The organism is Shewanella sp. SP1S2-4 (assembly GCF_031932075.1).
Classification (GTDB): Bacteria; Pseudomonadota; Gammaproteobacteria; order Enterobacterales; family Shewanellaceae; genus Shewanella; species Shewanella baltica.
In genome coordinates this window covers 1-14,427 of sequence record NZ_JAUOET010000009.1, presented here as the reverse complement: position 1 = coordinate 14,427, position 14,427 = coordinate 1, and the positions used below count along the sequence as shown (strand labels likewise).

Annotated in this window: 11 protein-coding genes; 10 read left to right on the top strand and 1 reads right to left on the bottom strand. The window is 48.6% G+C overall.

From position 1 onward, the window contains the following. Positions 1-6: 6 nt before the first annotated feature. From murD to lpxC, 8 genes are all read left to right on the top strand, one after another. Entirely contained in the window at positions 7-1,326 is a 1,320-nt protein-coding gene (gene murD, locus Q4Q52_RS10500) for a UDP-N-acetylmuramoyl-L-alanine--D-glutamate ligase (RefSeq protein WP_006079892.1), read from the top strand. After that, positions 1,316-2,527, top strand: a complete 1,212-nt coding sequence (gene ftsW, locus Q4Q52_RS10495) for a cell division protein FtsW (protein WP_006079893.1) — start codon at positions 1,316-1,318, stop codon at positions 2,525-2,527. Before murD ends, ftsW begins: the two co-directional genes overlap by 11 nt. Beyond that, positions 2,527-3,615: an undecaprenyldiphospho-muramoylpentapeptide beta-N-acetylglucosaminyltransferase gene (murG, locus tag Q4Q52_RS10490; protein ID WP_311990634.1), complete on the top strand. Its 1,089-nt coding sequence runs from the start codon at positions 2,527-2,529 to the stop codon at positions 3,613-3,615. The genes ftsW and murG overlap by 1 nt, the downstream gene beginning before the upstream one ends. 2 nt (positions 3,616-3,617) lie before the next feature. Then, positions 3,618-5,084: a UDP-N-acetylmuramate--L-alanine ligase gene (murC, locus tag Q4Q52_RS10485; RefSeq protein WP_311891943.1), complete on the top strand. Its 1,467-nt coding sequence runs from the start codon at positions 3,618-3,620 to the stop codon at positions 5,082-5,084. A 151-nt stretch (positions 5,085-5,235) separates the two neighbouring features. After that, complete coding sequence (locus Q4Q52_RS10480) at positions 5,236-5,985, top strand: cell division protein FtsQ/DivIB (RefSeq protein WP_311990573.1); 750 nt, start codon at positions 5,236-5,238, stop codon at positions 5,983-5,985. Next, positions 5,966-7,201, top strand: coding sequence for a cell division protein FtsA (gene ftsA, locus Q4Q52_RS10475; RefSeq protein WP_006079897.1), 1,236 nt, complete (start codon positions 5,966-5,968; stop codon positions 7,199-7,201). Before Q4Q52_RS10480 ends, ftsA begins: the two co-directional genes overlap by 20 nt. Before the next feature lie 33 nt (positions 7,202-7,234). Beyond that, positions 7,235-8,422 carry a cell division protein FtsZ gene (gene ftsZ / locus Q4Q52_RS10470; RefSeq protein ID WP_006079898.1) on the top strand — a complete coding sequence of 396 codons (1,188 nt, stop codon included), beginning with the start codon at positions 7,235-7,237 and terminating at the stop codon, positions 8,420-8,422. A 180-nt stretch (positions 8,423-8,602) separates the two neighbouring features. Further along, positions 8,603-9,523 carry a UDP-3-O-acyl-N-acetylglucosamine deacetylase gene (gene lpxC, locus Q4Q52_RS10465; RefSeq protein ID WP_011845621.1) on the top strand — a complete coding sequence of 307 codons (921 nt, stop codon included), beginning with the start codon at positions 8,603-8,605 and terminating at the stop codon, positions 9,521-9,523. Between the two features lie 12 nt (positions 9,524-9,535). On the opposite strand, the gene Q4Q52_RS10460 is transcribed toward lpxC, so the two are convergent. Continuing rightward, positions 9,536-9,982 carry a DUF721 domain-containing protein gene (locus Q4Q52_RS10460; protein WP_006079900.1) on the bottom strand — a complete coding sequence of 149 codons (447 nt, stop codon included), beginning with the start codon at positions 9,980-9,982 and terminating at the stop codon, positions 9,536-9,538. Positions 9,983-10,009: 27 nt separating this feature from the next. Between Q4Q52_RS10460 and Q4Q52_RS10455 the strand changes: the two genes are divergently transcribed. Both Q4Q52_RS10455 and secA read left to right on the top strand, forming a co-directional pair. Further along, positions 10,010-10,909, top strand: a complete 900-nt coding sequence (locus tag Q4Q52_RS10455) for a M23 family metallopeptidase (RefSeq protein WP_268650145.1) — start codon at positions 10,010-10,012, stop codon at positions 10,907-10,909. A 60-nt stretch (positions 10,910-10,969) separates the two neighbouring features. Further along, a complete protein-coding gene (secA, locus tag Q4Q52_RS10450) occupies positions 10,970-13,696 on the top strand; it encodes a preprotein translocase subunit SecA (RefSeq protein ID WP_311990572.1) in 2,727 nt (908 codons plus the stop codon). The last annotated feature ends 731 nt before the right edge of the window (positions 13,697-14,427 follow it).

Here is a 14,427-nt window from a genome sequence, read left to right as displayed (position 1 = left end):
TTGGTTATGCAAAATCAGTATTCACACATAGTGTTAGGTTTAGGGGCAACGGGTTTGTCCGTCGTGCGCTATTTGTGTGGAAAGGGCATTACGCCATTGGTCATGGACAGTCGTCGGCAGCCTCCGGGCGCCGAAACATTAGCGACGTCTTTTCCTGATGTGAAGCTGATTTCTGGCGGATTCGATTGCCGTTATCTCGTGCAAGCGACGCAGATCATTATCAGTCCCGGCATTGCCACTTATACCCCAGAGGTGCGTGCCGCTGTGGATATGGGCATCGAAGTGATTGGCGATGTGGAGCTATTTGCCCGTGAGATTGCTGACCGTAAACCTTGCGTTATCGGTATTACTGGCTCTAACGGTAAATCAACTGTCACTACGCTTGTAGGCGAAATGGCAAGGGAAGCGGGTATTGCCGTTGCCGTTGGTGGCAATATCGGTGTGCCTGCGCTGGATCTACTGCATGAAAATGCCGACTTGTTTGTGCTTGAGTTGTCGAGCTTTCAATTGGAAACCACCCATAGCCTTAAGTGTGTGGTGGCGACCTGTTTGAATATCAGCGAAGACCACATGGATAGATACAGCGATATCGCTGCCTACCGCGAAGCTAAATTACGTTTATACAAACAAAGCCGCGCCGTGCTGTTTAATCGCGACGATAAACTGACCGTACCGCCAGAGCCAATGAACCAAAACAGTTTTGGTTTAGCTGCGCCAGAAGCGGACGAATGGGGTATCAGCGACAGCAAAATTTATCACGGCAGCAGCGAAATCATGCCGATCACTGAAGTCTCCCTGATTGGCAGCCATAACCATGCCAACTTACTCGCAGCAATGGCGCTTGTGGATGCTGTGGGCGTTGATAAACAGGTGATGGCAAAAGTGGCGCGTAGCTTTACCGGCTTATCCCATCGCTGTGAAGTGGTTGGCATTAAGAATGGCGTGACCTATGTCAATGACTCGAAAGCGACGAACGTCGGTGCCACCGTTGCCGCGCTGGATGGTTTGAGTGATCACTTAGGCGATATTATTTTGATTGCTGGCGGCGACGGCAAAGGTGCTGATTTTAAACCTTTAGGCGTGGCGTTAGCGAAAGTAACACACCTCATTACCTTAGGTCGCGATGGCAAAAAGATTGCCGCGTTAAAAGACGGCGCGGTGAAGGTCGACACTATGGCGGCAGCGGTAACGAAGGCCGCTGAATTGGCAACTTCTGGCGATATCGTTTTATTGTCACCAGCCTGCGCCAGTTTAGATATGTACAGTAACTTTATGGCTCGAGGTGACGATTTTAGAAACCTTGTGGAGCAACTTAATGGCGAGTGATGTAAGACAACTTAGCCTATTTGGGCGTTTGCGTTCAGCAATGCCCAATTGGCAACGTGATACCGAAGTGCCGGGCGTGCAATTGTACGACCGTGCTTTGCTCACGGCTGTGTTGTCTTTGATTGGCTTTGGCTTTGTGATGGTGATGTCGGCCTCAATGCCCGAAGCGCAAACCCTCACAGGTAACCCGTTTTATTTTATGACTCGCCATGTGGGTTATTTAGTGGGTTGCTTAGCCATCGCGGCATTTGTATTAAGAGTCGAAATGCAAACTTGGCAGCGCTGGAGTCCCATGCTGCTATTGGTTGTAGGCTTGATGTTGCTGGCGGTATTAGTGGTCGGTACAACGGTAAACGGTGCGACGCGTTGGTTATCGATAGGCCCAATTCGCATCCAAGTGGCAGAAGTCGCTAAGTTTGCCTTTGCCATCTACATGGCGGGTTATTTAGTGCGTCGTCATCAGGAAGTGCGCGAGAACGCTAAGGGTTTCTATAAACCGATTGCGGTATTTGCCATTTACGCTGTGTTGATTTTGATGCAGCCCGATTTAGGGACGGTTGTGGTGTTGTTCGTCGGTACCGTTGGCCTGCTGTTTTTGGCGGGAGCACGTTTGCTCGACTTCTTCGCCCTGATTTTTGCTGGCGTGTTGGCGTTTGTGGCTTTGGTATTGTTAGAACCTTACCGTATGCGCCGGGTGACGTCGTTTATGGATCCTTGGCAAGATCCTTTCGGTAGCGGTTACCAGTTGACACAATCTTTGATGGCCTATGGCCGTGGCGATTGGTTTGGTCAAGGACTGGGCAACAGTATTCAAAAATTAGAATATTTGCCTGAAGCGCACACTGACTTTATCTTTGCCGTGATCGGCGAGGAATTAGGTTTTATCGGCATTATTGCCGTGTTATCTGTGCTGCTATTTGTGGCGCTGAGATCGATTCGTTTAGGTAATTTATGTCTAGCCATGGATAAGCCATTCGAAGGTTATTTAGGCTATGCCATCGGTATTTGGATTTGTTTTCAGACTGTGGTTAATGTCGGCGCAAGTATCGGCATGTTACCGACCAAAGGGCTGACATTACCTTTTATCAGCTACGGCGGCAGTAGTTTATGGGTCATGACGGCGGCAGCCATGATGTTGCTGCGCATTGATTACGAGCGGCGCATGACATTAGTTCAGGCCGTGCAAGGGAGATTGAAGTGATGACCCCAACAGGAAAACGTATTTTAGTCATGGCTGGTGGTACGGGAGGACATGTATTCCCGGCGCTGGCAGTGGCTAAGCATTTAGCTCAACAGGGTTGGCAAGTGCGTTGGTTAGGCACGGCCGATCGTATGGAGGCGCGTTTAGTGCCCCAGTATGGATTTGATATAGATTTCATCGATATCAAAGGTGTGCGCGGCAATGGTTTGATACGTAAACTCGCGGCGCCCTTTAAAGTGGTGCGTTCAATATTGCAGGCTAAGGCCGTGATTGCTGAGTTTAAACCCGATGTGGTACTTGGCATGGGCGGATTCGCCAGTGGCCCAGGTGGTGTGGCGGCAAGATTAGCCGGTATTCCGTTGGTGCTGCATGAACAAAATGCCATCCCAGGGATGACCAACAAGTTGTTGTCGCGGATTGCGACGCGAGTGTTATGTGCTTTTAAAAATACTTTTACCACAGTGAAGGCCAAGGTGGTTGGTAATCCGATTCGCCAAGAACTGATTGCCTTAGGTGCGCAGCCAAAGCCTGAGGCTGATAAAGCTTTAAAAGTGCTCGTGGTCGGTGGCAGCCTTGGCGCAAAAGTCTTTAACGACCTTATGCCTGAAGCGGTTGCGATTCTAAGTCAGCAGCAGTCCGTAACGGTTTGGCATCAAGTGGGTAAAGATAATCTTGCGGGCGTGAAGGCGGCTTATCAGCAACATGGGCAAGATGGCGGCGTGAATATCGCCGAGTTTATCGACGACATGGAAGCCGCTTATCGCTGGGCTGATGTGGTATTGTGCCGAGCTGGCGCGCTGACTGTGTCTGAGTTAGCGGCGGTGGGGCTACCGAGTATTCTGGTGCCTTATCCCCATGCGGTGGATGATCACCAAACCCGTAACGGCCAAGTATTGGTTGAGGCTGGCGCAGCTTTCCTATTGCCACAGGCCATCTTGGACGTGAATAAACTGGCGAGTAAATTACAACTGCTCGCCAATGACAGAACAGAATTAGCCCGTATGGGCCAAAGAGCGAGAGACGTTGCCGTACTGGATGCGACTGAACAAGTTGCCGCAGTGTGCATCAGCCTTGCTGAGAAAGGATAAGCATGACTAAGACAGAAAGATATGCACAACTGAGAAGCATGATCCCAGAAATGCGCCGTATTAAGCGTATTCACTTCGTCGGCATTGGCGGCGCGGGCATGGGCGGGATCGCCGAAGTGTTAGTGAACGAAGGCTATCAGGTGAGTGGTTCGGATATCGCGCAAAATGCCGTGACCGACAGATTGTGTTTGCTCGGTGCCAAGATCCAAATTGGTCATGCTGCCGAAAACGTGCAGCAAGTGGATGTGGTTGTGGTCTCCACGGCGATTAATCTGGAAAACCCAGAAATCCTTGCTGCCAAAGAATTACGTATTCCTATCGTGCGTCGCGCCGAAATGCTAGCCGAGTTGATGCGTTACCGTCATGGTGTGGCGATTGCTGGCACCCATGGTAAAACGACGACAACGAGCCTTATCGCCAGCGTGTACGGTCAAGCGGGACGGGATCCTACCTTCGTGATTGGTGGCTTGCTCAATAGTGCCGGTACCAACGCCAGATTAGGCACCAGCCGTTACTTGATTGCCGAAGCCGATGAGAGTGATGCGAGCTTCCTGCATTTGCAGCCTATGGTCAGTGTGGTGACTAACATCGAAGCCGATCACATGGATACCTATGGCGGTGATTTCGAGAAATTGAAATCGACCTTCGTGGATTTCCTACATAACTTGCCCTTCTACGGTGTCGCAGTTGTGTGTATCGACGATGCTGTGGTGCGTGAAATCATGCCGCGGATTGGCCGTCAACTCGTGACCTATGGTTTTAGTGGCGATGCGGACGTGCAAGCGCTGAATTTCAGTCAGCAAGGGCATCAGTGTCGTTTCACTGTAAGACGTAAAGGCAAAGCTGATCTCGATCTGGTGCTTAACTTGCCGGGTCAACATAACGTGCTTAATGCCTTGGCTGCGATTGCGGTCGCGACCGAAGATGAAATCGACGACAGCGCCATTACTCAGGCATTAGTGGAGTTCCAAGGCATAGGCCGTCGTTTCCAACACTTGGGCAAGTTTGCTACGCCCAAGGGCGAAGTTATGTTAGTTGATGATTATGGCCATCACCCCAGTGAAGTCGCCGCGACCATTAAAGCCGCCCGTGCAGGTTGGCCCGACAAACGTCTGGTTATGGCGTATCAGCCACACAGATACACACGTACCCGTGATTTGTATGAAGATTTTGTTGAAGTGTTATCCCAAGTGGATTGCTTACTGTTGCTCGATGTTTATAGTGCGGGTGAAGCGCCAATCACAGGTGCCGATGGCCGAGCTCTATGTCGCTCAATTCGTCTGCGTGGCCAGTTAGATCCGATCTTTATCGCCAGTCCTGATCAGCTCGCAGAAGTATTGCCCGATGTATTGCAGGAGGGGGATTTATTACTCACCCAAGGTGCGGGTAATATTGGCGCCCTGTCGCGATTGTTAGCGACAACAGAATTGGGCTTTGCTGTTGCGGAATTACCTGCGCAAGCAAGCTGATCTTTAGCGCTTGATCTGCGAGGAAAAGGAAATTTTGACCAAAGGATTTTGGTCTATATAATGGCCGGTTTTCTGTGGTTTTTAATGAGTGTCGTTAAAGGTGGAATGAAGCGTGTCTTGGAGTGATAAGAGGCGGCACTGGCGGGCAAGAATGTCACGGGTTAATTGGTATCTGTGGAGCGGGGCTGGCTTTTTATTCTTCATCGTGGCCAGTTTTGTATTTGGTGGATACCAGCTACATAAATTTTTAAACGATGCCAGCACCTTGCCGATTGAGGCCGTTGCCATCAAAGGTGAGCGGGCTTACACCACAGATAAAGATATACAAGTGGCACTACAGGATTTAATGCAGCGGAGTTTTTTTAGTGCTGATATCACCTTAGTGCAACAGGCGTTAGAAGCCTTACCTTGGGTGTATCGCGCGTCGGTAAGACGCGAGTGGCCTGCGAAACTCAGGGTATATTTGCAGGAGCAGCAACCAGCAGCCCATTGGAATGGTGACTCCTGGTTGAACGTGCATGGCGAAGTGTTTGAAGCGCCATCGCACCCAGAGCTGGAGCATTTACCGCAGTTATCAGGGCCAGACGATATGGGTCTTGAGGTGCTGACTGTGTATGCACAGATCAACTCACTGTTAAAGATTAATGGCTTTACCTTAGCCAGTTTGAATTTGACGCCACGACATGCGTGGCACGCGACCTTAGGAAACGGCATCGTTTTAGATTTAGGTCGCGAAGATAAAATTGCACGGATACAGCGATTTATAACTGTTTATCCGGTTTTGGCGAAACAAGATAAATCCGTCGCCAGAGTAGATTTGCGCTACGACACAGGGTTGGCCGTAGGCTGGGGCGATGCACAAACAAGAGAGCCGATAATTAATGATCAAAAACCAAGATAGAAACCTTATCGTCGGATTGGATATAGGAACCTCTAAGGTCGCAGTGATCATAGGCGAAGTTCTGCCCGATGGCGAAATCAGCATAGTCGGCCTTGGCAACCATCCCTCAAGAGGCATGGATAAAGGTGGCGTGAATGATTTAGATTCGATAGTTCGCAGTGTGCAACGTGCGCTCGATCAAGCGGAATTAATGGCGGATTGCCAAGTGTCATCGGTTTACCTGAGCATTTCTGGTAAACACATCGCCTGCCAAAACGAAAACGGCATGGTATCGATCAACGATGAAGAAGTGACACAGGAAGACGTCGATAACGTGATCCACACGGCTCGCTCGGTGAAGATCCCGACCGAACGTCGCATCTTACATGTGCTGCCGCAGGAATATGCGATCGACGTGCAAGACGGCATCCGCAGCCCTATCGGTATGTCCGGCATGCGGATGGAAGCCAAGGTACATATAGTGACTTGCGCCAATGATATGGCGAAGAACATCACTAAGAGCGTTGAGCGTTGTGGCCTTAAGGTCGATGACTTAGTGTTCTCTGGGATTGCTTCAGCCGATGCCGTGCTGACCTTCGATGAGAAAGATTTAGGTGTGTGTATCGTCGATATCGGCGGTGGCACCACAGATATAGCGGTATATACCAACGGCGCCTTGCGTCATTGCGCGGTTGTGCCAGTTGCGGGCAACCAAGTGACCAACGACATTGCGAAGATTTTTCGCACGCCGTCGTCACATGCTGAACAAATTAAAGTGCAATTCGCCTGTGCGCGCAGCTCGATGGTGAGCCGCGAAGACAGTATCGAAGTGCCATCGGTAGGTGGACGTCCATCGCGGAGCATGTCACGTCACACGCTCGCCGAAGTAGTAGAACCAAGATACCAAGAGCTGTTTGAGTTAGTGCTCAAAGAGCTGAAAGACAGTGGCTTAGAAGATCAAATCGCCGCAGGTATTGTGCTCACTGGTGGCACAGCGTCGATTCAAGGTGTGGTCGATATCGCAGAAGCGACATTCGGCATGCCAGTTCGCGTAGCATCACCGCTACCGATCAAAGGTTTATATGAATACGTGGACCAGTCTATTTACTCCACTGGAGTCGGACTGCTTCATTACGGTGCACGACGGGTGATCGAACGTCAGTTCGAACGTCCTGAGCGCCAAGGGGTAACTAGCGCTTGGAATCGGGTCCAAAGCTGGTTTAAGGGCGAATTTTAATTTTCATAACGCAGGCAACACGGAGATCAGACAATGTTTGAGATCATGGATACTCACTCAGACGACGCGGTGATTAAAGTCATCGGCGTTGGCGGCGGCGGCGGTAACGCTGTCGAACATATGGTCAAACACAACATTGAAGGTGTTGAGTTTATCGTTACCAATACAGACGCTCAGGCCCTGAGAAAATCAGGTGCAGGCTCAACGATTCAATTAGGACGCGATGTCACTAAAGGTCTCGGAGCAGGGGCAAACCCAGACGTGGGTCGTGCAGCAGCTGAAGAAGACCGCGAAAACATTCGCGCAGCAATCAAAGGCTCTGACATGATCTTTATCGCTGCCGGTATGGGCGGTGGTACAGGTACAGGTGCGGCGCCCGTTGTTGCTCAAATCGCTCGCGAAGAAGGTATTCTGACCGTTGCGGTTGTGACTAAGCCTTTCCCATTCGAAGGGAAAAAGCGTATGGCTTATGCCGAGCAAGGTATTGCTGAGCTCGCTAAGCACGTGGATTCGTTAATCACGATTCCAAATGAAAAATTATTAAAAGTATTGGGCCGTGGCACTTCTTTACTCGATGCGTTCGCCGCAGCGAATAACGTGTTACTTGGCGCGGTACAAGGTATTGCCGAGCTTATCACTCGTCCAGGTCTGATTAACGTCGACTTCGCCGACGTGAAGACTGTGATGTCTGAAATGGGTAATGCCATGATGGGTACAGGCGTCGCTCGCGGTGAAGACCGTGCAGAAGAAGCGGCTGAAGCCGCTGTTGCCAGCCCATTATTAGAAGACATCGACTTAGCCGGTGCGCGTGGTGTGTTAGTTAACATCACTGCGGGTATGGACATGAGTATCGAAGAATTCGAAACCGTGGGTAATCACGTTAAGGCTTATGCCTCTGACAACGCGACTGTGGTTGTTGGTGCTGTCATCGACCCAGAAATGAGTGATGAGCTGCGTGTAACGGTTGTTGCTACGGGTATTGGTGCTGAAAAGCGTCCAGATATTCAATTGGTGTCTAAGCCTGCGCCTCGTCCAGAGCCAGTGGTTGTGGAACCAAAAGTCGAAGCCTATGTCGAAGAAGCGGTACATGTGAACTACGCTGCGCCAAAAGGCAACGTATTGCCAGCGGCACCACAGCCAGCGCCACAGCCTGCACCATCGACAAAGCATGAGTTGGATTATCTTGATATTCCAGCATTTTTGCGTAAGCAAGCCGACTAGCGATAGCGTTTGAGTCCAGCGTATATGTGAGGTGTTGTTCGTTTTGGGCAATACCACAGCATAGCTGCATTTGTGTGACATAATAAAGTTATGTTATTATGTTGAACCAGTGCGGCCAATTTGCCGACGCTGAGTGTACAAATATTAGGCTTTATAATTGGCATATAAACGGGTAACTGAATGATATTTCAAAGAACTGTTCAGAAAATGGTGAAAACTACTGGTGTCGGATTGCATTCTGGCAACAAGGTCACTTTGAGCATAATGCCCGCGCCCGTTAATTCAGGGATCGTACTCGTGCGCACCGATTTGAGTCCTGCCGTCGCCATTCCAGCGAAGGCAGAGCAAGTTCGTGAAACCACTATGTGTACGGCACTTGTCAATGACGAAGGTATTCGTATCTCGACCATTGAGCATTTATTTGCAGCACTTGCGGGTTTAGGCATAGATAACGCCGTAATCGAAGTGGACGCGCCTGAAATTCCTATTATGGATGGCAGTGCGAGCCCATTCGTCTTCTTATTGCAGTCTGCGGGTATTAAAGAGCAGGCCGCACCTAAGAAGTACTTAAAGATTAAGCGCCCTGTGCGTGTTGAAGATGGCGACAAATGGGCCGAGCTAAAACCCTTTAAAGGTTTTAGAGTCAATTTTAAAATTGACTTCGCGCACCCAGAGATCGCTCGTAGCCAGCAGCACGTGGTGATGGACTTTTCAACGTCTGCTTTCGTGAAAGATATCAGCCGCGCCCGTACTTTTGGGTTTATGCGTGATATCGAATATCTGCGAGCCAACAACCTAGCGTTGGGCGGCAGCATGGAAAACGCAGTTGTACTTGATGAATATCGCGTCCTTAATCCCGACGGCCTGCGTTATGAGGACGAATTTGTTAAGCACAAAATTCTAGATGCGTTTGGTGATCTATATGTGGCAGGACACGCTATTTTAGGTGAGTTTACTGCGTATAAAACCGGTCATGCGCTGAACAACCAATTGGTGCGTGCTTTACTGGCGCAACAGGATGCGTGGGAGTTGGTTAGCTTTGAAAAAGAAGCCGATGTTCCCGTCAGCTTTACCGTGCCAGGTGGCGCTGTATTTGCTTAAAAAGCGGTGAGATTATTTATCACGGCTGGCCAATGAGGCCAGCCGTTTTAGTTTTTCGCCCAGTGAACCGCCAATATTTTCCGCTAATGCCGCAATATGCTCCGCTGCCGCAGGGCTTAATTCTTTGTGTCCCTGTTTAGGCTTTGCGTCATACATTGCTAATCTCGGGTTGACTTTAACTTCAATTGCGGTAAGGATTGGGAGCGTTTCTGCTTGAAGCTGCGCTAGTAGCTTCGGCTTTTGGAAATTAATTCGTGCAGCCCAGGCCGCCGAAGTGGTTTCAACCACAAGAACACCCTGGCGGAAATTAGCGACTTTTAGCTGCTCCGCAACAGGACCTGCGATAATCTGCTTCACATGATGATTCAGATACATAAGTAGTTCCGCTTTCTCAGCAAGGTCGGGTAATTTGCCCGATTGATGCAGTAATTGGCTGAGATCTTGAGGGGGCTTTTTCATATGATAATAAGATGGCTGAATTAGGCTATGAGTGTAACAGTATTTATTCAAGGTCGGAATGGCGTCACACGCTGGCAGCCCAGTAAACGCTGGTTGCTACTTCCAATACTATTGTTGGCCACTGGGTCCGGTATTTATCAACACAACTCAGCTCGATTTCAAGATCAGCAAGCCAGTGTCGATAACGATCGTCTCTTACGCGAACAACAAAAGAAACAAGTCTTAGAGCTAAAAAGTGCTACCGAGTCTCAACTGGCTATGCTAGTGACTCATGTTGCACGTATGCAAGCCAAGATCACCCGTCTCGAAGCCTTAGGTCAACAAGTTGCCCAGCAGAACAAATTGGATGAAGATTTTGATTTCTCATCCGAAGTGGGTGTGGGTGGTTTGAGCGAATTAGGCACTAACATCGAGCTCGGACAGCTTATCGACGATATGGATAAGTTGGCATCACGAATTGACAATAATAATGTTCAGCTTTCACTACTTGAAACAGTGTCATCTAACCACCATATAGATGATGAACGTTATATATCAGGGATCCCACTCGATAAAGGTTGGTTATCGTCGCCCTACGGATTACGTAATGACCCTTTCAACGGTCGCAGGACTGTGCATAAGGGGATTGATTTTACCGGCCGAGAAGGTGCCAAAGTTGTTGCGACTGCTGCAGGCGTAGTAACTTGGGCTGGGAACATGTTCGGTTATGGCGAGTTGGTCGAAATAGACCATGGTAACGGTTTACATACGCGTTATGGCCATAATAAAGCTTTGTCAGTGACTGTAGGTGATGTGGTCGCAAAAGGCGATGCTATCGCCAGTATGGGAAGCACTGGGCGCTCAACTGGGGCTCATGTGCATTATGAAGTGTTGCGCGGCGGACAGCAGATAGATCCACAAAAGTTTGTCTACCGCAAAGCAAGTTAATTGAAACATTGGCTTCTAGTTTCCATCATGGACTTGGCCTACAGAGAATAAGTGATTCAGATGTTTGGTAAATTACTGACAAAAGTATTTGGTAGTCGCAACGACCGCACCCTTAAAGGGCTTCAAAAGATCGTTATTAGCATTAACGCACTAGAAGCTGATTATGAAAAATTAACCGATGAAGCTTTAAAAGCGAAAACCGCTGAGTTCCGTGAGCGTTTAGCTGCCGGCGCTTCATTAGATAGCATCATGGCTGAAGCGTTTGCGACAGTACGTGAAGCGTCTAAGCGTGTATTTGACATGCGCCACTTCGACGTACAGTTACTCGGTGGTATGGTGCTCGACAGTAACCGTATTGCTGAGATGCGTACGGGTGAAGGTAAAACCTTAACGGCAACTTTACCTGCATACTTAAACGCATTGACGGGCAAAGGCGTTCACGTGATTACCGTGAACGATTACTTAGCACGTCGTGATGCCGAGAATAACCGTCCGCTGTTTGAGTTCCTCGGTTTATCCGTAGGCATCAATGTGGCAGGTCTCGGTCAGCAGGCAAAGAAAGATGCCTATAACGCCGATATCACTTACGGTACCAACAACGAGTTTGGTTTCGATTATTTGCGCGATAACATGGCGTTTTCGCCGCAAGAACGGGTACAACGTCCGTTGCATTACGCCCTAATCGATGAAGTGGATTCAATCTTAATCGACGAAGCACGTACACCGCTGATCATCTCTGGTGCCGCTGAAGACAGCTCTGAGCTTTACATCAAGATCAACCTGCTTATCCCAAATCTTATCCGTCAGGATAAAGAAGACTCTGAAGAGTATGTGGGTGAGGGTGACTACAGCATCGATGAAAAAGCCAAACAAGTGCATTTCACCGAACGTGGTCAAGAAAAAGTAGAGAACCTGCTGATCGAGCGCGGCATGTTAGCCGAAGGTGACTCACTCTATTCTGCTGCAAATATTTCCCTGTTACATCATGTTAACGCGGCGCTCCGTGCGCACACGCTGTTTGAGCGTGATGTGGATTACATAGTACAAGACAACGAAGTCATCATAGTCGATGAACACACGGGTCGTACTATGCCAGGTCGTCGTTGGTCAGAAGGCTTACATCAAGCTGTCGAAGCCAAAGAAGGCGTGCACATTCAAAACGAAAACCAAACATTGGCTTCGATCACTTTCCAGAACTACTTCCGTCAATACGAGAAGCTGGCAGGTATGACAGGTACAGCCGACACTGAAGCGTTCGAATTCCAACACATCTATGGATTAGACACAGTTGTTGTGCCGACTAACCGCCCAATGGTGCGTAAGGATATGGCGGATTTGGTTTACCTGACCGCCGATGAAAAATATCAAGCTATCATCAAAGACATTAAAGATTGCCGCGATCGTGGTCAGCCAGTATTGGTGGGTACGGTATCAATCGAACAGTCTGAACTGTTAGCGCGCTTAATGGTGCAGGAAAAAATCCCACATCAAGTATTGAACGCGAAATTCCATGAAAAAGAAGCTGAAATAGTCGCCCAAGCAGGTCGTACTGGCGCTGTGACTATTGCCACTAACATGGCAGGTCGTGGTACCGATATCGTGCTTGGCGGTAACTGGAACATGGAAATCGATGCGCTCGATAATCCAACTGCTGATCAAAAAGCTAAGATCAAAGCCGACTGGCAAGTTCGTCATGATGAAGTCGTTGCCGCAGGTGGTTTACACATCCTAGGTACTGAACGTCACGAATCACGCCGTATCGACAACCAGTTACGTGGTCGTGCGGGTCGTCAAGGTGACGCAGGTTCATCACGCTTCTACCTGTCGATGGAAGATAGCTTAATGCGTATCTTCGCCTCGGATCGTGTCTCTGGCATGATGAAAAAGCTGGGCATGGAAGAAGGTGAAGCGATCGAACATCCATGGGTGTCTCGCGCAATCGAAAACGCTCAACGTAAAGTTGAAGCCCGTAACTTCGATATCCGTAAGCAATTACTCGAATTTGATGACGTAGCTAACGATCAGCGCCAAGTGGTTTACGCCCAGCGCAACGAGTTGATGGATGCGGAAAGCATTGAAGATACTATCCAAAACATTCAAGACGATGTGATTGGCGCGGTAATCGATCAGTATATTCCACCGCAATCAGTAGAAGAGCTGTGGGATATCCCAGGTTTAGAGCAACGTCTACACCAAGAGTTTATGCTCAAACTACCTATCCAGGAATGGTTAGATAAAGAAGACGATCTGCATGAAGAGAGTCTACGTGAGCGTATTATCACTGCTTGGGGCGATGCATATAAGGCGAAAGAAGAAATGGTTGGCGCGCAAGTGCTACGCCAGTTCGAGAAAGCCGTTATGCTACAAACGCTCGATGGTCTGTGGAAAGAACACTTAGCGGCGATGGACCATCTGCGTCAAGGTATCCACTTACGTGGTTACGCACAGAAAAATCCAAAGCAAGAATATAAGCGTGAGTCGTTTGAGTTATTCCAACAACTGTTGAACACCTTGAAACATGACGTCATCAGTGTGCTGTCGAAAGTACAAGTTCAAGCTCAGTCAGATGTGGAAGAAATGGAAGCGCGTCGTCGTGAAGAAGATGCCAAGATCCAGCGCGACTATCAACACGCAGCGGCAGAGTCGCTTGTTGGCGGTAGTGATGAGCATGAAGCTGTCACTGCGCAAGCACCGATGATCCGTGATGGTGAGAAAGTGGGTCGTAATGATCCTTGTCCTTGTGGCTCAGGTCGCAAGTACAAACAATGTCACGGCAAGTTAAGTTAATCTGCTGACAGATTAAGCCTACTGAATAAGTAGAATAGAACGCACACTAAAGGCAACTTATCTAAGTTGCCTTTTTATTTCCTCTTTAAATAAGCCTCGCGCTGATTCTCGTGTCATCCGGATTACATTCTTACTCTTCTTTATATCGCTAATCGTCGTTATTCCCCATAGAACATCATTTCATTCTCATTGATAGCCATTAAAGCAAACCCATCGCTGTAGCAAATTTAACCGTTAAAACCCATTTTGTGGATAAGTCTGAGGATAAAGTGGGGGTATTGTGTGACTAACTGAAAGTATTAAAAAAAGATCCATTTTTATCAAAAAAGCCCTTGCGGACTTTCTCAATCTCCCTATAATGCGCATCCACTGACACGGCAGACAGCGTAACGTAAGTTAAGCAAAGAAAGCCAAGCAGTTCATCGGTTAGCGAGCTAAACGATGAGTGTTGAGAAAGTTGAAAAAACTACTTGACGCATTAACGGGAATGCGTAGAATACGCAGCCCTGACCCGCTGAAAACTCAGTGTGTGGTCAACGCTCTTTAACAATTTATCAAGCAAATCTGTGTGGACACTCACAGGTGTTGAGTTAATCGAAACTGCTTAACCTTAGGGTTGGCAGTCAAAAATTTAAATCAACCAATTCTTTCACGAGAGTGATGAGTGTTCATAGCAATATGTACAAAGACTTACTACTTATTTTCGAATAAATAGGAGTCGAACAGAATTC

Bases quoted from the DNA above. Each gene is read 5' to 3' on its own strand.
- murD (WP_006079892.1), top strand. From the start codon at position 7: ATGCAAAATCAGTATTCACACATAGTGTTAGGTTTAGGGGCAACGGGT.
- ftsW (WP_006079893.1), top strand. From the start codon at position 1,316: ATGGCGAGTGATGTAAGACAACTTAGCCTATTTGGGCGTTTGCGTTCA.
- murG (WP_311990634.1), top strand. From the start codon at position 2,527: ATGACCCCAACAGGAAAACGTATTTTAGTCATGGCTGGTGGTACGGGA.
- murC (WP_311891943.1), top strand. From the start codon at position 3,618: ATGACTAAGACAGAAAGATATGCACAACTGAGAAGCATGATCCCAGAA.
- Q4Q52_RS10480 (WP_311990573.1), top strand. From the start codon at position 5,236: ATGTCACGGGTTAATTGGTATCTGTGGAGCGGGGCTGGCTTTTTATTC.
- ftsA (WP_006079897.1), top strand. From the start codon at position 5,966: ATGATCAAAAACCAAGATAGAAACCTTATCGTCGGATTGGATATAGGA.
- ftsZ (WP_006079898.1), top strand. From the start codon at position 7,235: ATGTTTGAGATCATGGATACTCACTCAGACGACGCGGTGATTAAAGTC.
- lpxC (WP_011845621.1), top strand. From the start codon at position 8,603: ATGATATTTCAAAGAACTGTTCAGAAAATGGTGAAAACTACTGGTGTC.
- Q4Q52_RS10460 (WP_006079900.1), bottom strand. From the start codon at position 9,982: ATGAAAAAGCCCCCTCAAGATCTCAGCCAATTACTGCATCAATCGGGC.
- Q4Q52_RS10455 (WP_268650145.1), top strand. From the start codon at position 10,010: ATGAGTGTAACAGTATTTATTCAAGGTCGGAATGGCGTCACACGCTGG.
- secA (WP_311990572.1), top strand. From the start codon at position 10,970: ATGTTTGGTAAATTACTGACAAAAGTATTTGGTAGTCGCAACGACCGC.